Origin of the sequence: Allobosea massiliensis (genome assembly GCF_042655245.1) — a bacterium.
Classification (GTDB): Bacteria; Pseudomonadota; Alphaproteobacteria; order Rhizobiales; family Beijerinckiaceae; genus Allobosea; species Allobosea massiliensis.
Genome location: NZ_JBHSLU010000026.1, coordinates 52,276 through 72,131 on the forward strand (window position 1 = coordinate 52,276; position 19,856 = coordinate 72,131).

The following is a 19,856-nucleotide window of genomic DNA, read 5'->3' on the forward strand; positions in this document are numbered from 1 at the left end:
GAGGGATACGCTGATGCCGATCGAAACCCTAGCGGGCGAACCCTTCAACATCCGCTTCGACGGGCCGTCAGATGCCCCCGTGCTGATGCTGTCGAATTCGCTCGGCACCAATCTCTCGATGTGGGACCCGCAGATTCCCGAATGGTCGAAGCGCTTTCGCGTCCTGCGCTATGATTCGCGCGGGCACGGCCTCTCCGTCGCCACCGACACCTCCTTCGGGATCGAGCGGCTGGGCAAGGACGCCCTCGCCATCCTCGACCATTTCGGCATCGAGCGGGCGCATTGGTGTGGCGTCTCGAAGGGCGGCATGGTCGGGCAATGGCTCGCGACGAATGCCCGCGAGCGCATGGGCCGCCTCGTCCTCGCCAACACCGCCGCCCATATGGGCCCGCCCTCGCTCTGGGACGACCGGATCGCGACCGCGCGCGGCCAGGGCATGGAGGCCCTCGTCCAGGGCGTGCTCGCACGCTGGTTCAGCCCGCGATTCCGCGAGGCCGAGCCTGAGACCGTGGCGCGGGTCGGCACGATGCTGACCACGACTCCGGCGATCGGCTACGCCACCTGCTGCGCCGCGATCCGCGACATGGACCAGCGCGAGACGATCCGCAGCGTGACCAACCCCGTCCTCGTCGTCATCGGCACGGTCGACCCGGCGACGCCGCCGGCCGCCGGCCAGCTGATCGCGGAGGCCATCCCCGGCGCCCGCACGGTCGAACTCGACGCCGCGCATCTCTCCAACCTCGAGCAGCCCGAAGCGTTCACAAAGGCCGTGCAGGACTTCCTGACGGGCTGACACCCTTTCGACAGCCCTACCTGAAGGAGCCCCCCATGGACGACAAGACCCGCTATGCCGAGGGCATGACCACACGCCGCGCCGTGCTCGGCGGCGCCTATGTCGACAAGGCCAGTTCCGGCCTGACCGACTTCAACGCCGAGTGGCAGGAGTTCATCACCCGCACCGCCTGGAACGACATCTGGAACCGGCCGGGCCTGCCCCGGCGCGAGCGCTCGATCATCGTGCTGGCGATCGCCGCCTCGCTCGGCGCCTGGGGCGAGTTCCGCATTCATGTCCGCGGCGCGATCAACAATGGCCTCACCCGCGACGACATCAAGGAGGTGCTGATGCAGACGGCGATCTATGCCGGCGTCCCGGCCGCCAACCACGCCTTCAAGGAAGCCGCGAGCGTGTTCGCCGAGATCGAGACGGAGGCGGCGAAGGGCTGAATCGCCGCCGCGCCTTATCGGTTGTCTCGAAACCAGCAGGTCGTCCCGGGCTTGACCCGGGACCCATTCCGGAACCTCGCCGACCAGCGCTCCGGCATGGATCCCGGATCTCCGCTGCGCTGCGTCCGGGATGACCGCGGGAATGGGCAGGATCCGATCGGCGCTAAACCGCCTGAAACTGCCGCTGCCGATAGATCAGGCTGCTGCCGGGCGCCGCCGCTGCCCCGCCGAGACCCACCACCTCGCCGATCAGGATGCGATGGGTCGCGACGTCCTGGACCGCGGTGAGCCGGCAGTCGAAGGCCGCGACCGCGTCCGACAACACCGGCGCGCCGGTGGCGAGCGTCGTCCAGGGCCGTGTCGCAAAACGGGCCTCGCCCTCGATCCCGCGCCGGCTGGCGAAGATCTCCGCGAGTTCGTGATCCGCACCGGGCAGCGTGTTGATGCAGAACAGCCCGCTCGCTTCGATCACCGCCAGAGTCCGGCTCGGCCGCGCGATGCAGACCAGCACCGTCGGCGGATTGTCCGAGACAGAGGCCACCGCCGTCGCGGTCAGACCGGCCCGCCCGGCCGGCCCCAGCGTGGTCACGACATGGACCGCGCTGGCGACGCGGGCCATGGCGTCACGGAAAGACGCGGCCTCGGGCGTCGCCCGCGGCGGCAAAGAGAGAGTGTCGGTCATGGCGATCCGGATGGCCGAAGCGGCGGTTGGACCGTCATGTAGGCGCTGAGGCGCGAAAACGCCAGTTTGCGCGGTCGCTGCAACGCCCTGGACCCTGCGTGCGCGGCTTCAGCAACATATATCATCGGTCGCCGGCAGGCGCCGGCTCAGTCCCGGTCGATCGTCGCCAGCAGCCCGCTGCGCAGATGCAGCATCAGCGCGTCGCTCGCCGCCATTGCCGCCGCCGGATCGGCCGTCGCCAGCGCCTGGGCGAAGGCGACATGGTGACCCGCCGCCGGCACGAGATCGTCCTGCCGCTCGAAATGATACCAGGCCCGCCGGATCAAAGCCTGGAGCGGCTCCACCGCCCGCGTGGCATAGGGGCTGCGGGCCGCAGCCGCCACCGCCGCATCCAGTTCCTTGTCGAGCCGCATATAGGCCGTCGCGTCGCCCTCCGTGGCAGCCTGCCGCATGGCTCGAGCCTTCTCGACGATGGCGATGCGCTCGCGCGGGCTGGCGCGGCGCGCGGCATCGCCCGCGATCAGCCGCTCCAGCACCTCGCGCGCATCGAGCGCCGCCATGATGTCGATGGCGTTGATGCCGGCAACGGCCACGCCCTTGCGCGGCAGAACCTCGACCAACCCCTGCTGGGCGAGCCGGATCAGGGCTTCGCGCACCGGCGTGCGCCCGACGCCGACCATGTCGATCAGCTGCGCCTCGGTCAGCACCGCGCCCGGCCGCAGCGACAGGGTCACGATCGCCTCCTCGAGGCGGCGATAGGCGGTCTCGGTCAGGCTGGGCGAGGCCGGAGACGGCTGCAGCAGCGTCTCCTCGGACCCCGATGCGTCGAAGGCGGGCTTGAGGCTCATCGCGCCGCTCCCCGCAGGCTGTCCCGGATTGACGCGTCACGAGCCATTGATATATCAACCCTGCCTATCGCGTTCGGACGCCAGGGTCGCAATCTGCAAGCGAAACGGGTTCCGGCGCAAGACGCATTCACCGGTTCTCCCGCCCGACAGGCAAGGCCCTCGACCCGGTGCGCCGGCTGTTGCAGAACAGACGGGCCGGCCGCCGACCCGGCCGGAGGCAGACGGCGCAGCGGAGAGTGGAATGGCCTTTACCTGCACGATCCCAGCCCGCCCCACCGTCCAGCAGGACGACGACACCCTGCGCATCACCCGCTGGGATTTCGAGCCCGGCGCCGTCACCGGCTGGCACAGCCATGGCTGGCCCTATTTCGTCGTGATGCTCGTCGCCGGCACGCTGCGGATCCATGACGGCACGAAGACGACCGACGTGCCCCTTGCCGAGGGCCAGGCCTATATGCGCCCGGCCGGCATCCAGCACGACGTCATGAACGGCTCCGACCACCCGATCGCCTTCGTCGAGATCGAAGTGAAGCGGCCGGCGGCTCTCGCGGAGTTGTCGCTGCCATGAAGGTCCGGCCATGAAGATCGCCATCGTCGGGGCCGGCATCGTCGGCTGCGCCATCGCGCATGCGCTGCTCGACGAGGGCCACGAGGTCCTGATCCTCGACAAGGAAGGGCCCGGCTTCGGGCCCTCGCGCGGCAACGCCGGCTGGATGGCCCATACCGACATCCTGCCGATCGCCAGCCCCAAGATCCTTCGGCAAGTGCCGAAATTCCTGCTCGACCCGCTGGGCCCGCTGGCAATCCGCCCGGCCTATTTCCCGAAACTTCTGCCCTGGCTGCTGCGCTTCGTGCTGGCGGCGCGGCCGGACGCCTATGAGCGCTCGATCCAGGGCATCGGCGCGCTGCAGCAGCGCGCCCTGCCCGCCTGGCTGGCGCGCGCAAAGCAGGCCGGCCTAGAAGGCCATATCCACCGCAAGGGCGGGCTCTATGCCTTCACCGACGCCGCCGCCTTCGAGGAGGCGCGCGGGATCGCCAGGCGCCAGGCCGAATTCGGCATCACCGTCGAGATGATCGGCCCCGAGGAACTGCGCCAGTTCGAGCCGGCGCTGAAAGACGCCTTCGTCGGCGCCGCCTTCCACCCCGACACCGCCCATATCAGCGATCCGCTGCAGCTCACGCTGGCGCTCTTCGAGGCGGCCATGGCGCGCGGCGCGACCTTCGAGAAAGCCGCCATCGCCAACATCTCGACCGGCGAGCGCCCGGCCCTGATCGGCGCCGACGGCTTCCAGCGCGTCGTCGACCGCGCGGTCGTCGCCGCGGGGGCCTGGTCGAAGCCGCTCGCGGCGGCCCTCGGCGACAAGGTCCCGCTCGACACCGAGCGCGGCTACAATGTCAGCTTCCCACGCGTGAGCGGGCTGACTTCGCGCCCAATCGGCTTCGAGGGCCACGGCTTTGTCATGACGCCGCTGGAGAGCGGCCTGCGCATCGGCGGCGCGGTCGAGTTCGGTGGGCTGGAAGCGGCTCCCAACCATGCCCGCACCCGAATTCTCTACGACAAGGCGAGCCAGTTCGTGGACGGGCTGCCGGCTTTCGACTCCGGCACGCTCTGGATGGGCTTCCGCCCCTCTTTGCCAGACTCGCTGCCGGTGATCGGCGCCGCGAGCCGCAACCCCCATGTCGTCTACGCCTTCGGCCACGGCCATTACGGCATGACGCAATCGACCGTCACCGCCGATCTTGTGGCGGCTCTGGTCGCAGGCCGTCCGCCGACGATCGACCTCGCGCTTTTCAGCCCTCAGCGCTTCTGAATCAAACCGCCAACCGACCAGGCCAAACCCATGAGCACCCACACTTTTTTCTGCGTCGACGGCCATACCTGCGGCAATCCGGTGCGCATGGTCGCGGGCGGCGCTCCGCCGCTCAAGGGCGCCAACATGGTCGAGAAGCGGGCTCATTTCCTCAGCGAGTATGACTGGATCCGCACCGGGCTGATGTTCGAGCCGCGCGGCCATGACGTGATGTCCGGCTCGATCCTCTATCCGCCGACGCGCGACGACGCCGACATCGCCTTTCTCTTCATCGAGACCTCGGGCTGCCTGCCGATGTGCGGCCACGGCACCATCGGCACGGTGACGATGGCGCTGGAGCGCGGGCTCGTCACCCCGCGCGAAGAGGGCGTGCTGCGCATCGACACGCCCGCCGGGCTGGTGACGGCGCGCTACACCCGCAATGGCGATTATGTCGACAATGTCCGCATCACCAACATCGCCTCCTATCTCCATGCCACGGGCCTGACCGCGGAAATCGAGGAACTCGGCGAGGTCACGGTCGACGTCGCCTATGGCGGCAATTTCTATGCGATCGTCGATCCCCAGGACGCCTTCCGGGACATTGCCGACATCAATCCCTCCGATATCCAGCGCTGGAGCCCGAAGCTGCGCGCCGCGCTGAACGCGAAATACGAGTTCATCCACCCCGAGAACCCGGCGATCAACGGACTCTCCCACATCCTCTGGACCGGCGAGCCGACCAAGCCGGAGGCCCATGCCCGCAACGCCGTGTTCTATGGCGACAAGGCGATCGACCGTTCGCCCTGCGGCACCGGCACCTCCTCGCGCATGGCGCAATGGGCGGCGCAGGGAAAGCTCCAGGTCGGCGACGACTTCGTCCATGAGAGCATCATCGGCACGATGTTCCGCGGCCGCGTCGAGGCCACCGCCCAGGTCGGCCCTTTCGAGGGCATCATCCCCTCGATCGAGGGCTGGGCCCGGATGACCGGCTACAACACCATCTTCATCGACGACCGCGACCCGCTCGCCCATGGTTTCCTTGTGACCGATCGGCCCTGAAGGCCGCAGAGCCCCGCTTCCGCAGCGGGGCGGGCGGCCGTCAGCCCCCGCCGCCGCCTGCCCCAAACACAATCATCTTGCGTGAAATCGGCGCGACACCGCAGCTTCCGCTGCACATTTCGAGGGCATTTCGCCGCAGATTGCTTTTGACAGTTTTATGGCCGGGCGCGATTGTCCAAACTGCAAGGCGTTGGTAGCTCTGCATGGTGATCGCATCCCGCATGCGTCGGCGTCATGCCGGCCCACGAGAACGGGAGCGGGTTCAAGGGGTCTGCGTCGTCCATGGAAGTGTTCCTGCAGCAGCTCATCAACGGGCTGACCCTGGGGTCGATCTACGGCCTCATCGCCATCGGCTACACGATGGTCTTCGGCATCATCGGCATGGTGAACTTCGCCCATGGCGACATCTTCATGCTCTCGGCCTTCATCGCCCTGATCTTCTTCATGCTGATCGCCTCCTGGTTCGGGGCGGGCCTGATCGTGGTCGCGCTGATCCTGGTGCTGGTGTTGGCGATGTTCTTCACCTCGCTATGGAACTGGACGATCGAGCGCGTGGCCTACCGGCCTCTGCGCGGCTCCTTCCGCCTCGCTCCGCTGATCTCGGCGATCGGCATGTCGATCTTCCTGATGAACTTCGTTCAGGTCGTGCAGGGGCCGCGCAACAAGTCGACGCCGCCCATGCTCAACAAATCGATCACCCTGATCGAGAGCGCGACCTATTCGGTCCAGATCTCCTACAAGCAGATCGTCATCATCGTGACGACCGCGATCCTGCTCGCCGCCTTCTGGTACGTCGTGCAGAAGACCCCGCTCGGCCGCGCCCAGCGCGCCTGCGAGCAGGACCGCAAGATGGCCGCCCTGCTCGGCATCGACGTCGACCGCACCATCTCGATCACCTTCGTGATGGGCGCCGCCCTCGCCGCCGTGGCGGGCGTCATGTATCTCGTGCTCTATGGCGTGGTCAGCTTCCATGACGGCTTCGTGCCGGGCGTGAAGGCCTTTACCGCCGCCGTACTGGGAGGCATCGGCTCGCTGCCCGGGGCGGTCATCGGCGGGCTGCTGATCGGACTGATCGAGGTGATGTGGTCGGCCTATTTCACCATCGACTACAAGGACGTCGCCGCCTTCTGCATCCTCGCCATCGTCCTGGTCTTCATGCCGTCGGGCATCCTCGGCCGCCCCGAAGTCGAGAAGGTCTGAGCCCATGGCCGCACCCGTTCCCGCCGCGACGACCGAGGCCGCCCCCCGGCACGACTATGCCGCCGCCTTGAAGGAGGCCGGCTTCGCCGCGCTGATCACCTTCGGCCTCTGCATCCCCATCATCGCCTGGGGCACGCGCCAGAACATGGACAATGTCTTGGTTCTGGACCCGCGCTGGGATGCGGTCGCCTGGGCGGTCGCCATCGTGTTCGTCGGCCGCTTCGTCGTGGCGCTGCGCCAGCAGACCAAGGCGAGCCGGCAGTCGCTGGTGCGCTTCCTGCCGCATGGCACCTTCGCCTTCTTCCAGCGCCATTCGCGGAAGTTCTCGCTCTTCGGGCTCGGCTTCCTCGTCACCTTCCCGATCATCGCGATCAATCTCGCGGGCTGGGGCGGCGCGCTGAAATGGATCGACAATTTCGGCATCCAGATCCTGATCTACGTCATGCTCGGCTGGGGGCTGAACATCGTTGTCGGCCTCGCCGGCCTGCTCGATCTCGGCTACGTCGCCTTCTATGCCGTCGGCGCCTATTCCTACGCGCTGCTGGCAAAGAATTTCGGCCTGTCCTTCTGGATCCTGCTGCCGCTCTCGGGCATCCTCGCTGCCTTCTGGGGCATGCTGCTCGGCTTCCCGGTCCTGCGCCTGCGCGGCGACTATCTGGCGATCGTGACGCTCGCCTTCGGCGAGATCATCCGCCTCGTCCTGATCAACTGGGTCGATTTCTCCGGCGGCTATGCCGGCATTTCCGGCATCCCGCGCCCGACCTTCTTCGGCATTCCCTTCAACGCCAGCGACACCGGGTTTGCGGCGGTGTTCGGACTCGAATTCTCACCGCTTTACCGCACGATCTTCCTCTACTATCTGATCCTGGCGCTGGCCCTGCTCACCGCCGTGGTGACGCTGCGCCTGCGCCGCCTGCCGGTCGGGCGCGCCTGGGAGGCGCTGCGCGAGGACGAGATCGCCTGTCGCTCGCTCGGCATCAACACCACCTCGACCAAGCTCACCGCCTTCTCCATCGGCGCCATGTTCGGCGGCTTCGCCGGCGCCTTCTTCTCGGCGCGCCAGGGCTTCATCTCGCCGGAATCCTTCGTCTTCATGGAATCGGCCGTGATCCTGGCGATCGTCGTGCTCGGCGGCATGGGCTCGCTCTGGGGCTGCGCCATCGCCGCGATCGTGATGATCGGCGGCACGGAGCTGCTGCGCGAACTGGACTGGCTGAAGGCCGTCTTCGGCAATGATTTCGACCCGACCAAATACCGCATGCTGATCTTCGGCCTCGCGATGGTCGTGATCATGATCTGGAAGCCGCGCGGCCTGATCTCGACGCGCGAGCCGACGGCCTTCCTCAAGGAGAAGAAGTCCATCTCCTCCGATATGGTCCAGGAGGGGCACGGCTGATGGCGATCGCTTCCGCACCAAGCGCGGCCCAGGGCCGCCCCCTGCTCCAGGTCGAGCACGTTACCATGCGCTTCGGCGGCCTCACCGCCGTCAACGACCTCTCCTTCGAGGCGCGCAAGGGCGACATCACGGCGCTGATCGGCCCCAACGGCGCCGGCAAGACCACGGTCTTCAACTGCATCACCGGCTTCTACAAGCCGACCGAGGGCATGATCACCCTGAACCAGGACTCCGGCGCGAGCTTCCTTCTGGAGCGCATGCCGGACTTCCAGATCTCGTGGAAGGCCAAGGTCGCCCGCACCTTCCAGAACATCCGGCTCTTCGGCGGCATGACCGTGCTGGAGAACCTGCTGGTCGCGCAGCACAACCCGCTGATGGTCGCCTCGGGCTACACCTTTCTCGGCGTGCTCGGCATCGGCGGCTACAAGGCGCGCGAGAACGAGGCGATCGAAAAGGCCAAGTTCTGGCTCGAGAAGATCAATCTGATCGACCGCGCCGACGACCCCGCCGCCGACCTGCCCTATGGCGACCAGCGCCGCCTCGAGATCGCGCGCGCCATGTGCACCGACCCCGTCCTGCTCTGCCTCGACGAACCGGCCGCCGGCCTCAATCCGCGAGAGAGCCATGACCTCAACACGCTGCTGCTCTCGATCCGGCAGGATCTCGGCACGGCGCTGCTGCTGATCGAGCACGACATGTCGGTGGTGATGGAGATCTCGGACCATGTCGTGGTGCTCGATTACGGCACCAAGATCGCGGACGGCACCCCGGCGGAGGTCCAGGCCGATCCGAAGGTGATCGCGGCCTATCTCGGCGTCGATGACGACGAGGTCGAGGCCGCCGAAGCGGAGGTCGGCATCGCGTGACCGAAACCCTCGTGCAGAACCCCACCGCTCCGCAGGCGGCCGAGCCACCGCAGGGGCAGCCGCTGCTCAGCGTGCGCGGCGTCAAGACCTATTACGGCAAGATCATCGCCCTCAAGGGCGTCGACATGGACGTCCGCCAGGGCGAGATCGTCACGCTGATCGGCGCCAACGGCGCCGGCAAGTCGACGCTGATGATGACGATCTTCGGCAATCCGCAGGCCCGCGAGGGCACGATCACCTATGAGGGCCGCGACATCACGAAGATGCCGAGCCATCTGATCGCGCGGCTGGGGATCGCTCAGTCGCCGGAAGGCCGCCGCATCTTCCCACGCATGACCGTCTTCGAGAACCTGCAGATGGGGGCGGCGCTGCGCGACCTCTCCCATTTCGACGAGGATCTTGAGAGAATCTGCACTCTCTTCCCGCGCATCCGCGAGCGCCTGCAGCAGCGCGGCGGCACGCTCTCCGGCGGCGAGCAGCAGATGGTCGCGATTGCGCGCGCCCTGATGGCCCGCCCCAAGCTGCTGCTGCTGGACGAGCCCTCGCTCGGCCTCGCCCCGCTGATCGTCAAGCAGATCTTCGAAGCGATCCGCGAGCTCAACCGCACCCAGGGGCTCACCGTCTTCCTGGTCGAACAGAACGCCTTCCATGCGCTCAAGCTCGCCCATCGCGGCTATGTCATGGTCAACGGCGTCGTCACCATGAGCGGCACCGGCCAGGAGCTTCTGGCCAATCCGCAGGTGCGCGCCGCCTATCTCGAAGGCGGGAGGCACTGACATGCAGGGCATCCTCTACGAAGAACCGACGATCTGGCTCTTCCTGCTGGTCACGGTGGTGATGGGCGGCTGGCTGGCCTGGATGACGGGGCGCGCCATGGCGCTGACCTGGAAGCCGACCTATCAGCTCGTGCTCTACGCCCTCGTCCTCGGGCTGGTCGTCCGCTTCATCCACTTCGCCCTGTTCGAGGCGACGCTGCTGACGCTGCACTACTACGTCGTTGACACGATCATCCTCATGGGCTTCGCCTTCGCCGGCTGGCGCTACCACCGCGCGAGGCAGATGACGACGCAGTATCGCTGGCTCTTCGAGCGCACCGGCCCATTTGGCTGGAAGCCCCGGCCCGGCGTTGAAATCAAAGACGAATTAGCCTGAGAAGGCGGCGAGCTTGACGCGTGACAGACCCTGGAAAACGCGCAACACTGCGTGCCACGGTGACATCCGCGCCGAGACGGGCGAGCAATGACCGCCCGTTCATGACGACAATGCAGGGGAGTCTCATCTCATGAAGAAACTGCTGTTGAGCAGCATCGCGCTCGGCGCGGTCCTCGCTTTCTCCGGCGTGGCCAACGCCCAGATCAAGCTCGGCGTCGCCGGTCCGATCACCGGCCCGAACGCCGCCTTCGGCGCGCAGCTGAAGAACGGGACGGAGCAGGCCGTCGAGGACATCAACGCCGCCGGCGGCGTCCTCGGCCAGAAGATCACCGTGACGGTCGGCGACGACGTTTCCGATCCGAAGCAGGGCGTCTCGGTCGCCAACAAGTTCGTCGGTGACGGCGTCAAATGGGTGGTCGGCCACTTCAACTCCGGCGTCACCATGCCGGCCTCGGAAGTCTATGCCGAGAACGGCATCCTGATGATCTCGCCTTCGGCCACCAACCCGAAGATCACCGAGCGCGGTCTCTGGAACGTCTTCCGCACCTGCGGCCGTGACGACCAGCAGGGCGAGGTCGCGGCGGCCTACATCGCCAAGAACTTCAAGGACAAGAAGATCGCGGTCATCCACGACAAGACCACCTATGGCCAGGGCCTGGCCGACGAGACCCGCAAGGGCCTGACCAAGGCCGGCATCAAGGACGTGCTCTATGAGGGCGTGAACGCCGGCGAGAAGGATTTCTCGGCGCTCATCTCGAAGATCAAGTCCGTCGGCGCCGACTTCGTCTACTGGGGCGGCCTGCACACCGAGGGTGGCCTGATCGTGCGCCAGATGCGCGACCAGGGCGTCAAGGCCGTGCTGATCTCCGGCGACGGCATCACCACCGACGAGTTCGCCACGATCGGCGGCCCCGGCGTCGAGGGCACGCTGATGACCTTCCCGCCGGATCCGCAGAAGCGCCCGGAGGCCGCCGCGGTCATCAAGAAGTTCGAGGCCAAGAACTTCAAGCCCGAGGCCTACACGCTCTATAGCTACGCCGCCGTCCAGATCATGGCCGAGGGTGCCAAGCGCGCGAACTCGACCGATCCCAAGAAGATCTCCGAGGCGCTGCGCGGCGGCCAGGCGGTCAAGACCGTCATCGGCGACATCGCCTTCGACAAGAAGGGCGACATCACCCGGCCCGACTACACCATGTACACCTGGAAGAAGGGCGCCGACGGCAAGATCACCTATGTCGAGAATTGATCTCGACCACTGATCGCCTCAGCGCGTGAAACGAGACCGCCCCGGTGAAAGCCGGGGCGGTTTTGGTTTGGGGCAACCTTGAGCGCGATCTCTCCCTGATCCGCGAGGTCATTCCGGGCGCAGCGAAGCGAAGACCCGGGATCCCTTCCGGAACGGTTCAGGCATGGATCCCGGATCGGCGCGGCGTTCCCGCCTGTCCGGGATGACCCAGCTGGTCGATCAGCCTTGAATCGATCTCTGCGGAACCGCCGTCAAGCTCCTGAGAAAGCCCGCGAAACGCAGCAGGCCATCGGGCCAGGGGCCATGGCCGGATTCGGTGTTGAGGTGCCCGCTCTCGCCGGCGTCGACGAATTCGGAACCCCAGGCCTCGGCCAGTTCCTTCGCCTCATCCGGCGTGCAGTAGGGATCGTTGCTGCTGGCGATCAGCACGCTGCGGAAAGGCAGCGTCTCGCGCCGGTGGGCGGCGAAAGCCGGCGTCATGCCAGGCAAATCGCGCTTGGCCCGCTCGGCCGCGGGCGCCACCAGAAAGGCTCCCGCCACCTCGCCGGGGTGGAGATGCTCGGCGGCATGCGCAATCGCGCTGACGCCGCAGGAATGCCCGACCAGCACGACCGGCCGCGTCGCCGCCCGCACCGCCGCGACGATGCGCTCCGCCCAGAGCCGCGACGGCACATGCCAGTCCTCCTGCTCGACCACCCGCGCGGTCGAGAGCTTGGCGACCCAGCGGCTCTGCCAATGATCGGGCCCCGAGCCGGACCAGCCGGGAACGATGAGAATGTCGGTGTCGGAGGTTTTCATGCGTTCAGACGGCCCGGCCCGTCTCCGGCTCGGGGCGCTTCGCTGAAACCGGCTCGGGGGTCCGCTCCGGTACGAAGGTCGCGACGACTTTGCCGCGTCGCGACACGGAGATCGTCTCGCCGCGCTCCACCCGGTCGAGCAATTCGCTCCAGCGCCTGCGCGCCTCGGTCACGGTCATCTGCATGCCACAACTGTAATGGCCGCCCGCTCGGGACTCAATCACCCCTCCCCGAACACCCGGGCGAAGATCGTGTCGACATGCTTGAAGTGGTAGCCCTCGTCGAACATCGCCTCGAGCTCGGCGTCCGAGAGCCGTGCGGTGACGTCGGCATCGGCCTTGAGGTTGGTGAGGAAGTCCTCGCCATGCTCCCAGGTCCGCATCGCGTTTCGCTGGACCATCGCATAGCTGTCCTCGCGGCTCGCGCCGGCCTGCGTCAGGGCGAGCAGCACGCGCTGCGAGTTGTGCAGGCCGCCGAGCCTGTCGAGATTGCGGCGCATGTTGGCGGGGTAGATCAGCAGCTTGTCGACGACGCCCGTCAGCCGCGCCAGGGCGAAATCGAGCGTCACGGTGGCGTCGGGGCCGATCATGCGCTCGACGCTCGAATGCGAGATGTCGCGCTCATGCCAGAGCGCGACGTTCTCCAGCGCCGGCACGACCATGCCGCGCACGAGGCGGGCCAAACCCGTCAGGTTCTCGGTCAGCACCGGGTTGCGCTTGTGCGGCATCGCCGAGGAGCCCTTCTGGCCCGGCGAGAAAAACTCCTCGGCCTCATAGACTTCGGTGCGCTGGAGATGGCGGATTTCGGTCGCCAGCCGCTCGATCGAGGAGGCGACGACGCCCAGCGTGGCGAAATACATCGCATGCCGGTCGCGCGGGATCACCTGCGTCGAGACCGGCTCGACGGAGAGCCCCATCTTCTCGGCGACATAGGCTTCCACGCTCGGGTCGATATTGGCAAACGTGCCGACGGCGCCCGAGATCGCGCAGGTCGCGATTTCGGCGCGGGCCGCAACAAGACGCGCGCGGCACCTGTCGAACTCGGCATAAGCCTGGGCGAGCTTGAGCCCGAAGGTCACCGGCTCGGCATGGATGCCGTGCGAGCGGCCGATCGTCGGGGTGAATTTGTGCTCGAAGGCGCGGCGCCTGATGGCGGCCAGGAGCGCGTCGACATCGGCGATGAGAATATCGGTGGCGCGCGCCAGCTGCACCGAGAGCGTCGTGTCGAGGATGTCCGACGACGTCATGCCTTGGTGGACGAAGCGCGCCTCGGGGCCGACGATCTCGGCCAGATGGGTCAGGAAGGCGATGACGTCGTGCTTGGTGACGCGCTCGATCTCATCGATCCGGGCGACGTCGAAGGTGGCATCCTTCGCCTTGGCCCAGATCGTCGCGGCGGCCTCCTTTGGCACCACGCCGAGCTCGGCCAGCTTGTCGGTGGCATGCGCCTCGATCTCGAACCAGATCCGGAACCGCGTCTGCGGCTCCCAGATGGCGACCATCTCGGGGCGGGAATAGCGCGGGATCATGCTCGACCTTCCATTACATCCTCGACGTCATCCCGGGCGGAGCGAAGCGCAGACCCGGGATCCATGCCGGAACCGTTCCGGAATGGATCCCGGGTCTCCCTGCGGTCGCCCGGGATGACTCGAACCTTTGACGTCTCAAACCCAATCGCCCCGCGCGGCTTCGGCCGCCTTGCGGATCGCGGCGATATTGCCGGCATAGGCGGAAGGCCCGCCCTTGAACACGGCCGAGCCCGCGACGATGACGTCGGCGCCGGCCTTGGCCGCCAGGGGCGCGGTCTCGACCGTCGCCCCGCCGTCGATCTCCAGCGAAATCGGCCGCTCGCCGATCAGCGCCCTCACCTGCGCGATCTTCGGCAGCACGGAATGAATGAAGCTCTGCCCGCCGAAACCCGGATTGACGGTCATCAGCAGGATCAGGTCGAGATCGTCCAGCAGCGGCTCGACCATGGCCGCCGGCGTACCGGGATTGAGGACGATGCCGGCCTGCTTGCCCTGCGCCTTGATCGCCTGCAGCGTCCGGTGCGGATGCGGGCCAGCCTCGACATGGAAGGAGATCAGGTCGGCGCCGGCCTTGGCGAAGGCTTCGACATAGGGGTCGACCGGCGCGATCATCAGATGCACGTCGAAGAACTTGGTCGTGTGCGGGCGGATCGCCTTCAGCACATCCGGCCCGAAGGTGATGTTGGGCACGAAATGCCCGTCCATCACGTCGCAATGGATCCAGTCGGCGCCGGCGGCATCGATCGCGCGCACCTCCTCGCCCAGCTTCGAGAAGTCGGCCGAGAGGATCGAGGGGGCGATGCGGATGGGGGCGCTCATGCCGCGCGGTTTAAAGCATGGGCCCGGCGAAGGGAATTGCGGATTCGCAGCCCCGCCCCCGCAACCGGGGGGACGTGTTCAGCGCATCGCGACCGGCACGGAGAGCCGCCGATCCGCTTCCGCGATCTCGGAGGCGGCCAGCGCGAAGGCCGGCCGCTCGCCCAGCCGCGAAAACCAGCCCGACAGGCCAGGATGGCCGGCGAAGGACGGCCCGCCCAGCCGCCGCCCGAAGAGCAGGCCCATGAACAGGGTGATGTCGGCGGCGCAGAGCACTGGCCCGAAAAATGCCCGCCCCGCCAGCCGCTCCTCCAGCCGGGCGTGATGGCCGGCGAGCGTCTCCTCCGCGATCAGCGCATCCGCCTCCTGCGCCGCCCGCCGCGCCGGGTCGGCGGGCCGCGGCCCGGTGCGGTGCATCAGCGGCTTCAGCGCCTGCAGCAGGATCTCGTCGGCGAAGAGCTCGTCGAGCCGGCACTGGGCCCGCTCGGCCGGGCTGCCCGGATAGAGCGGGATCTCGGGATAGGCCTCGTCGAGATATTCGATGATCACCGTCGAGTCGTAGAGCACGAGCCCGGCATCGCTGAGCACTGGCACCTGGCCCTTGGGATTGAGCGCCAGCACCTCGGGATGCTTCGGGTCGTAGCCGGTCGTCTGGTTGAAGGGGACCATCACCCGCTCGAAGCGCAGCCCCTTCTCGCGCAGCGCAATCTCGACCTTCCACGAGAACAGGCTGAGCGGGCCGCTATAGAGGGTGATCATGGGGCAACTCCGATGCAACGGAGCGACCTTCGCAGGACCGGACGTCAGGCGCCGTCAGCAGCCGCCTCGTCGCGGCGGATGCGGGCCGCGAAGCTACTGAGGATCCACGGCATCAGATAGATCGGGAACTGCGCCAGCGCGAAGAAGAGGAAGGTCGAGGGCGGCACGCCGGCCCCCAGCGCGGCGACGATCATGCCCATGTTGCGCTGGCCCGCGCCATATCCGACCATGAAGCGCTCCGAGCGGCGCAGGAAGCGCAGCGCGCCGTAGCTGAGGACGAGCCCCACAATCGAGACGGCGAAGGCACAGGCGAGGAAGCCGCCGACACGGAACGGGTTGTCGAAAGCGGCGTTCGTGACGCCGTCCATCGCGGCGATCGCGAAGACGAAATACATCAGCACCCCGAAACCATCGAGATTGGCCTTCATCGCCTTGATGCGCGCCATGCCGAGCGCCCAGCGCAGAAACGAGGCCGCCGCCATGCCGCCGCCGACGAAGAGCAGCAGCCGCAGCGTCAGCACCCAGCGGTCGAGCGGCACAGCGGCGCCCGCCAGCACTTCCACCAGCATCGGCGCGACGATCGGGCTCGCCACGGTGGTGATGATGACGCCGGCAATGATCAGCGACGGCTCGAAACCGTAGAGGATCGCCACCGCGGGCGAGGACATGATCGGCGGCGCCGCGGCCAGGATCGCCAGCCCGAGCAGCAGGCCGGGGTCGATGGCGTCCCGCCCGACGAGCAGGAAGGCCCCGCCGATCAGCACGACGGGTGCCGCCACCATCCACAGGCAGGTCAGGATCAGCCGCCCCGGGCTGCGCAGCAGGCCCGCGATGATCCGCAGATCCGCGCGCATGAACACGATGGTGGTGAAGCAGAAGATCGTCACCGGCAGCAGCGGCCGCGCGGCCGCCGAAAACTGCGGCAACGCCAGCCCCAGAAAGATCGACAGCGCGAACCCTTGCGTGCCGTAGCGCCCGAGCCAGGCGAGTCCGGAAGCCAGTGAAGCGGCGATGCGCATGAGCATGGAGACGGGGAGACTCGGACGGCCGGACGAAGCGCGACACTGACCGATCGACAGCCGTCCGTCACCCGCCACCGCGGCAGCCCCCCTCTGCGTGCGCAGGAAATTGCGCCAGAAAGGCCGTTTGCCGGCTTGTACGGACGCAGTGGATGCCGCTGGCGCAAATCTTGCGAAACTTCAGGCGCAACCACGCAAAATCCGGTCGTGCCGCTGACAAGCCGCGCCGAACGGCTATTTTTGTGCGGGTTTCGCGGTGAGGAGCGGGTGATGGCGACGGATACGATCGTTCTCGGGGCAGGCATCGTCGGGATTTCCGTGGCGCTGCACCTGCAGAAAGCGGGCCGCTCGGTCCTGCTCGTCGACAAGCGCGCGCCGGGCGAGGAAACCAGCTACGGCAATGCCGGCCTGATCCAGCGCGAGGGCGTCTACCCTTACGGCTTCCCGCATGATTTCGGCGCGCTGATCCGCTATGCGATGAACAACACCATCGACGCGCATTACCACTGGAGCGCGATCCCCAAGCTCGCGCCCTTCCTCTGGTCCTACTGGATGCATTCGCGCGCCTCCCAGCACGAGGCGATCGCGCACAAATACGCCACCCTGATCGAGCATTGCGTCAGCGAGCATGATGCGCTCGCGCAGGAGGCCGGTGCGACCGGGCTTTTGCGCCGGAAGGGCTGGATGAAGGTGTTCCGCACCACCGCCCAGCAGGACGAGCGCCTGGCCGAGGCCGCGCGCTGGAACCGGGATTTCGGCCTCAACTACAAGGCCCTCGACAAGGAGACGCTGAAGGCCGAGGAGCCGCATCTCGACCATGACAGCCTCGTCGGCGGCCTGCACTGGACGGATCCGGTCACGGTGATCGACCCGCTCGGCCTCTCCAAGGCCTATGTCGCGCGCTTCGAGGAACTTGGCGGCAGGCTCGCGCTCGGCGATGCCGGCACGCTCGCGCAGGACGGCGCGGAGTGGAGAGTCACACTCGCCGACGGCACTACGGCCAAAGCCCGCGACGTCGTCGTCGCGCTCGGCCCCTGGGCCGACGTGCTCTCCCGCAGGCTCGGCTACAACCTGCCGCTGGCGGTCAAGCGCGGCTACCACATGCATTACAAGGCGCAGGGTAATGCGGTGCTGAACCACCCGGTGCTCGATACCGAGCGCGGCTATTTCCTCGCGCCGATGCAGCAGGGCATCCGCCTGACCACCGGTGCCGAATTCGCCGATCGCGACGCGCCCAAGACGCCGGTTCAGCTCGAGCGCGCCGAGCCGATCGCGCGCGCCCTCTTCCCGCTCGGCGAGCGGATCGATCCCGAGCCCTGGCTCGGCCGCCGCCCCTGCACGCCCGACATGATGCCGATCATCGGCCCGGCGCTGAAGCACAAGGGCCTGTGGTTCTCCTTCGGCCACGCGCATCACGGGCTGACGCTGGCCGCCGTCACCGGCCGCATGATCGCGGAGATGGTCACGGGCCAGAAGGTCTTCGTCGATCCGACGCCGTTTGCCCCGGCTCGCTTCGCCTGAGGCCCGGCCTCAGCTGACGAGCGGCAGCGGCTCGATCAGCACCTCCGCCAGCCCGCGGCCCGCCAGCGCGATCCGCAGCGGGCCGGTGATGCCCACGCCCGCGGTGAAGACGGCGATCGCCTCGTGCCCGCCGGCCCGCTCGGCGGCGACCTCGGGCCCGAGCAGCTGCAGGACCCGCCGCGCGATCGCCGGCGCGGGGTCGAGCCACTCCACCGGCCAGGGCGCGACGCGCCGCATCGGCTCCAGCAGCAGCGGGTAATGTGTGCAGGAGAGCGTCACCACATCGGTGCGGCGCCCCTCCCGCTCGACGAAACAGGGCGCGATCTCGGCGGCGACGGCGTCATCCTCCACCCGCTCGCCCCTCAACGCGGCTTCGGCCAGCGCGGCGAGCCCGGTCGCGCCGACCAGCGTCACGTCGCAGCCGCCGGCATAGGTCGAGACCAGCCCGCGCGTGTAGTCGCGTGCCACCGTGCCCGGCGTCGCCAACACCGAGATGAGGCCCGAGCGTGTGGCGGCAGCCGCCGGCTTGATCGCCGGCACGGTGCCGACGAAGGGAATGGCGAAACGCGCCCGCAGCGCCGGCAGCACCAGCGTCGAAGCGGTGTTGCAGGCGATCACCACGAGGTCGGGACGATGGCGCGCGACCAGCCGCTCCATCACCGCCAGCACGCGGGCGACCAGCGCCCCCTCCTCCAGCCGGCCATAGGGGAAGCCGGCATCGTCGGCGGCATAGACGATATCGGCGCCGCGGCAGGCTTCCGTCACGCGCGCCAGCACGGTCAGCCCGCCAAGCCCTGAATCGAAGACGAGGATGGTGGGCACCGGCCGCGCCAGCACGGCGGGACGATGCGTGGTTCCGGCCAGGAGATCGACCTGCATGCGCGAGCGGCCCGGGAGCGTGACGAAGGCGGCGATTCCGCCAGAGCCCGGTTAAGGGACCGTCAAGAAACCGCAAAGGCGCTGCGGTGAATTTAGTTGACTGAGTCCATAATCCTGAATGTGATGGAAGGCGGAGGGGCCGCCATGTCCGATCTCGCCTATGCCGTCTCGGCGCTGCGCCGCTTCAACCGCTTCCATACGCGCTTCGTGGGCGCGTTGGGTGGCAGCCTGCTGGGCTCGGGTTTCACCCTGACCGAAGCCCGCCTTCTCTATGAACTCGCCACGCGCGACGGCTGGCGCGCCAGCGATCTGGCGAAGGCGCTCGGGCTCGACCCCGCCTATCTCTCGCGCATCCTCAAACGTTTCGCCGCGGAAGGCTGGCTGCTGCGAGAGCGCTCGACCGCCGATGGCCGCGCCCTCGCATTGCGCCTGAGCGAGGCCGGACACGCCGTCTTCCGCCCGCTCGACGAGGCTTCGCAGGCGGAGGCCGCCGATCGGCTGCGCGCGCTCGACGAGCCGGGACGCGCCCGACTCGTCGCGGCGCTGACCGAAGCCGAGACGCTGCTTTCGGGAGCCTTCGCAGCGCAGGGCCCGACGCCCGTCATCCGCCCTCACCGCCCCGGAGATGTCGGCTGGGTGATCGCGGCCCATGGCCGGATCTATGCCGAGGATTATGGCTGGGACATCGCATTCGAGGCCTTCGTCGCCGAGATCGCGGCCGGCTTCCTGCGCGAATTCCGCCCCGGCCTGGAACAGGGACTAATCGCCGAGCGTGACGGGCAGATCCTCGGCTCGGCCTTCGTGGTGCGCGAGAGCGACGAGACCGCGAAGCTGCGCATGGTCATCGTCGACCGGCCGGGGCGCGGGCTCGGCCTCGGCAAGGCACTGGTGCGCGAGGCGATCCGCTTCGCGCGGACGGCCGGCTACCGGCGCATGCAGCTCTGGACCAACGACATCCTGCATGCGGCCCGCGCGATCTACATCGCCGAGGGATTCAAGCTGATCGCCGAAGAGAAACACCACTCCTTCGGCCAGGACCTCGTCGGCCAGAATTGGGAGCTGGTGCTGTAG

The 19,856-nt window shown here is 67.7% G+C and carries 21 protein-coding genes and 1 pseudogene; 13 read left to right on the forward strand and 9 right to left on the reverse strand.

Annotated features, from left to right (window positions below):
• Positions 1-13 precede the first annotated feature (13 nt).
• Positions 14-793, forward strand: coding sequence for a 3-oxoadipate enol-lactonase (gene pcaD, locus ACFPN9_RS11740; protein WP_066735270.1), 780 nt, complete (start codon positions 14-16; stop codon positions 791-793).
• 35 nt (positions 794-828) lie between these two features.
• Positions 829-1,224 carry a 4-carboxymuconolactone decarboxylase gene (gene pcaC, locus ACFPN9_RS11745; RefSeq protein ID WP_066735272.1) on the forward strand — a complete coding sequence of 132 codons (396 nt, stop codon included), beginning with the start codon at positions 829-831 and terminating at the stop codon, positions 1,222-1,224.
• Between the two features lie 163 nt (positions 1,225-1,387).
• Here pcaC and ACFPN9_RS11750 read toward each other — a convergent pair whose 3' ends face one another.
• Positions 1,388-1,906 (reverse strand): flavin reductase family protein, encoded by a 519-nt coding sequence (locus ACFPN9_RS11750; RefSeq protein ID WP_066735274.1) that lies wholly within the window; start codon positions 1,904-1,906, stop codon positions 1,388-1,390.
• A gap of 146 nt (positions 1,907-2,052) precedes the next feature.
• Positions 2,053-2,754 (reverse strand): GntR family transcriptional regulator, encoded by a 702-nt coding sequence (locus ACFPN9_RS11755; RefSeq protein WP_066735275.1) that lies wholly within the window; start codon positions 2,752-2,754, stop codon positions 2,053-2,055.
• 241 nt (positions 2,755-2,995) lie between these two features.
• Here ACFPN9_RS11755 and ACFPN9_RS11760 point away from each other — a divergent pair, with 241 nt between their 5' ends.
• From ACFPN9_RS11760 to ACFPN9_RS11800, 9 genes and pseudogenes are all read left to right on the forward strand, one after another.
• The gene (locus ACFPN9_RS11760; protein WP_066735278.1) at positions 2,996-3,322 is read left to right on the forward strand and encodes a cupin domain-containing protein; all 327 of its coding nucleotides are present in this window, start codon (positions 2,996-2,998) and stop codon (positions 3,320-3,322) included.
• Between the two features lie 10 nt (positions 3,323-3,332).
• Complete coding sequence (locus ACFPN9_RS11765; RefSeq protein ID WP_066735281.1) at positions 3,333-4,565, forward strand: NAD(P)/FAD-dependent oxidoreductase; 1,233 nt, start codon at positions 3,333-3,335, stop codon at positions 4,563-4,565.
• 30 nt (positions 4,566-4,595) lie between these two features.
• On the forward strand, positions 4,596-5,606 hold the full coding sequence (locus tag ACFPN9_RS11770) for a 4-hydroxyproline epimerase (RefSeq protein WP_066735284.1): 1,011 nt from the start codon (positions 4,596-4,598) through the stop codon (positions 5,604-5,606).
• 282 nt (positions 5,607-5,888) lie between these two features.
• A complete protein-coding gene (locus ACFPN9_RS11775; RefSeq protein ID WP_066735287.1) occupies positions 5,889-6,806 on the forward strand; it encodes a branched-chain amino acid ABC transporter permease in 918 nt (305 codons plus the stop codon).
• Between the two features lie 4 nt (positions 6,807-6,810).
• Entirely contained in the window at positions 6,811-8,202 is a 1,392-nt protein-coding gene (gene livM, locus ACFPN9_RS11780) for a high-affinity branched-chain amino acid ABC transporter permease LivM (RefSeq protein ID WP_066735290.1), read from the forward strand.
• Positions 8,202-9,035, forward strand: a pseudogene (locus ACFPN9_RS11785) (ABC transporter ATP-binding protein); the annotation flags it as partial. The gene livM and the pseudogene ACFPN9_RS11785, both read left to right, overlap by 1 nt.
• Before the next feature lie 44 nt (positions 9,036-9,079).
• Positions 9,080-9,844, forward strand: coding sequence for an ABC transporter ATP-binding protein (locus tag ACFPN9_RS11790; RefSeq protein WP_066735343.1), 765 nt, complete (start codon positions 9,080-9,082; stop codon positions 9,842-9,844).
• Position 9,845: 1 nt separating this feature from the next.
• Entirely contained in the window at positions 9,846-10,220 is a 375-nt protein-coding gene (locus ACFPN9_RS11795; RefSeq protein WP_066735294.1) for a DUF6867 family protein, read from the forward strand.
• Positions 10,221-10,350: 130 nt separating this feature from the next.
• A complete protein-coding gene (locus ACFPN9_RS11800) occupies positions 10,351-11,466 on the forward strand; it encodes a branched-chain amino acid ABC transporter substrate-binding protein (RefSeq protein ID WP_066735296.1) in 1,116 nt (371 codons plus the stop codon).
• Between the two features lie 219 nt (positions 11,467-11,685).
• Here the strand turns inward: ACFPN9_RS11800 and ACFPN9_RS11805 are convergent, their stop codons facing one another.
• The 6 genes from ACFPN9_RS11805 to ACFPN9_RS11830 all read right to left on the reverse strand — a co-directional run bounded on the left by ACFPN9_RS11805 (position 11,686) and on the right by ACFPN9_RS11830 (position 16,391).
• On the reverse strand, positions 11,686-12,264 hold the full coding sequence (locus ACFPN9_RS11805) for an RBBP9/YdeN family alpha/beta hydrolase (RefSeq protein WP_066735297.1): 579 nt from the start codon (positions 12,262-12,264) through the stop codon (positions 11,686-11,688).
• A 4-nt stretch (positions 12,265-12,268) separates the two neighbouring features.
• Positions 12,269-12,448, reverse strand: coding sequence for a type II toxin-antitoxin system Phd/YefM family antitoxin (locus ACFPN9_RS11810; protein WP_066735304.1), 180 nt, complete (start codon positions 12,446-12,448; stop codon positions 12,269-12,271).
• A gap of 35 nt (positions 12,449-12,483) precedes the next feature.
• A complete protein-coding gene (gene purB / locus ACFPN9_RS11815; protein ID WP_066735310.1) occupies positions 12,484-13,791 on the reverse strand; it encodes an adenylosuccinate lyase in 1,308 nt (435 codons plus the stop codon).
• A gap of 135 nt (positions 13,792-13,926) precedes the next feature.
• Entirely contained in the window at positions 13,927-14,610 is a 684-nt protein-coding gene (gene rpe, locus ACFPN9_RS11820) for a ribulose-phosphate 3-epimerase (RefSeq protein ID WP_066735313.1), read from the reverse strand.
• Positions 14,611-14,688: 78 nt separating this feature from the next.
• Entirely contained in the window at positions 14,689-15,366 is a 678-nt protein-coding gene (locus ACFPN9_RS11825) for a glutathione S-transferase family protein (protein WP_245282358.1), read from the reverse strand.
• Positions 15,367-15,410: 44 nt separating this feature from the next.
• On the reverse strand, positions 15,411-16,391 hold the full coding sequence (locus tag ACFPN9_RS11830) for a hypothetical protein (RefSeq protein WP_066735316.1): 981 nt from the start codon (positions 16,389-16,391) through the stop codon (positions 15,411-15,413).
• Positions 16,392-16,655: 264 nt separating this feature from the next.
• Between ACFPN9_RS11830 and ACFPN9_RS11835 the strand changes: the two genes are divergently transcribed.
• Positions 16,656-17,906 (forward strand): NAD(P)/FAD-dependent oxidoreductase, encoded by a 1,251-nt coding sequence (locus tag ACFPN9_RS11835; RefSeq protein ID WP_066735319.1) that lies wholly within the window; start codon positions 16,656-16,658, stop codon positions 17,904-17,906.
• 9 nt (positions 17,907-17,915) lie between these two features.
• Here the strand turns inward: ACFPN9_RS11835 and murI are convergent, their stop codons facing one another.
• Positions 17,916-18,785: a glutamate racemase gene (gene murI, locus ACFPN9_RS11840; protein ID WP_066735321.1), complete on the reverse strand. Its 870-nt coding sequence runs from the start codon at positions 18,783-18,785 to the stop codon at positions 17,916-17,918.
• A gap of 144 nt (positions 18,786-18,929) precedes the next feature.
• On the opposite strand from murI, the gene ACFPN9_RS11845 reads away from it, so the two are divergent.
• Complete coding sequence (locus ACFPN9_RS11845; RefSeq protein WP_066735323.1) at positions 18,930-19,856, forward strand: bifunctional helix-turn-helix transcriptional regulator/GNAT family N-acetyltransferase; 927 nt, start codon at positions 18,930-18,932, stop codon at positions 19,854-19,856.

Excerpts from the sequence above, each read along its gene's own strand:
- pcaD (WP_066735270.1), top strand. The coding sequence starts at position 14 with ATGCCGATCGAAACCCTAGCGGGCGAACCCTTCAACATCCGCTTCGAC.
- pcaC (WP_066735272.1), top strand. The coding sequence starts at position 829 with ATGGACGACAAGACCCGCTATGCCGAGGGCATGACCACACGCCGCGCC.
- ACFPN9_RS11750 (WP_066735274.1), bottom strand. The coding sequence starts at position 1,906 with ATGACCGACACTCTCTCTTTGCCGCCGCGGGCGACGCCCGAGGCCGCG.
- ACFPN9_RS11755 (WP_066735275.1), bottom strand. The coding sequence starts at position 2,754 with ATGAGCCTCAAGCCCGCCTTCGACGCATCGGGGTCCGAGGAGACGCTG.
- ACFPN9_RS11760 (WP_066735278.1), top strand. The coding sequence starts at position 2,996 with ATGGCCTTTACCTGCACGATCCCAGCCCGCCCCACCGTCCAGCAGGAC.
- ACFPN9_RS11765 (WP_066735281.1), top strand. The coding sequence starts at position 3,333 with ATGAAGATCGCCATCGTCGGGGCCGGCATCGTCGGCTGCGCCATCGCG.
- ACFPN9_RS11770 (WP_066735284.1), top strand. The coding sequence starts at position 4,596 with ATGAGCACCCACACTTTTTTCTGCGTCGACGGCCATACCTGCGGCAAT.
- ACFPN9_RS11775 (WP_066735287.1), top strand. The coding sequence starts at position 5,889 with ATGGAAGTGTTCCTGCAGCAGCTCATCAACGGGCTGACCCTGGGGTCG.
- livM (WP_066735290.1), top strand. The coding sequence starts at position 6,811 with ATGGCCGCACCCGTTCCCGCCGCGACGACCGAGGCCGCCCCCCGGCAC.
- ACFPN9_RS11795 (WP_066735294.1), top strand. The coding sequence starts at position 9,846 with ATGCAGGGCATCCTCTACGAAGAACCGACGATCTGGCTCTTCCTGCTG.
- ACFPN9_RS11800 (WP_066735296.1), top strand. The coding sequence starts at position 10,351 with ATGAAGAAACTGCTGTTGAGCAGCATCGCGCTCGGCGCGGTCCTCGCT.
- ACFPN9_RS11805 (WP_066735297.1), bottom strand. The coding sequence starts at position 12,264 with ATGAAAACCTCCGACACCGACATTCTCATCGTTCCCGGCTGGTCCGGC.
- ACFPN9_RS11810 (WP_066735304.1), bottom strand. The coding sequence starts at position 12,448 with ATGCAGATGACCGTGACCGAGGCGCGCAGGCGCTGGAGCGAATTGCTC.
- purB (WP_066735310.1), bottom strand. The coding sequence starts at position 13,791 with ATGATCCCGCGCTATTCCCGCCCCGAGATGGTCGCCATCTGGGAGCCG.
- rpe (WP_066735313.1), bottom strand. The coding sequence starts at position 14,610 with ATGAGCGCCCCCATCCGCATCGCCCCCTCGATCCTCTCGGCCGACTTC.
- ACFPN9_RS11825 (WP_245282358.1), bottom strand. The coding sequence starts at position 15,366 with ATGATCACCCTCTATAGCGGCCCGCTCAGCCTGTTCTCGTGGAAGGTC.
- ACFPN9_RS11830 (WP_066735316.1), bottom strand. The coding sequence starts at position 16,391 with ATGCTCATGCGCATCGCCGCTTCACTGGCTTCCGGACTCGCCTGGCTC.
- ACFPN9_RS11835 (WP_066735319.1), top strand. The coding sequence starts at position 16,656 with ATGGCGACGGATACGATCGTTCTCGGGGCAGGCATCGTCGGGATTTCC.
- murI (WP_066735321.1), bottom strand. The coding sequence starts at position 18,785 with ATGCAGGTCGATCTCCTGGCCGGAACCACGCATCGTCCCGCCGTGCTG.
- ACFPN9_RS11845 (WP_066735323.1), top strand. The coding sequence starts at position 18,930 with ATGTCCGATCTCGCCTATGCCGTCTCGGCGCTGCGCCGCTTCAACCGC.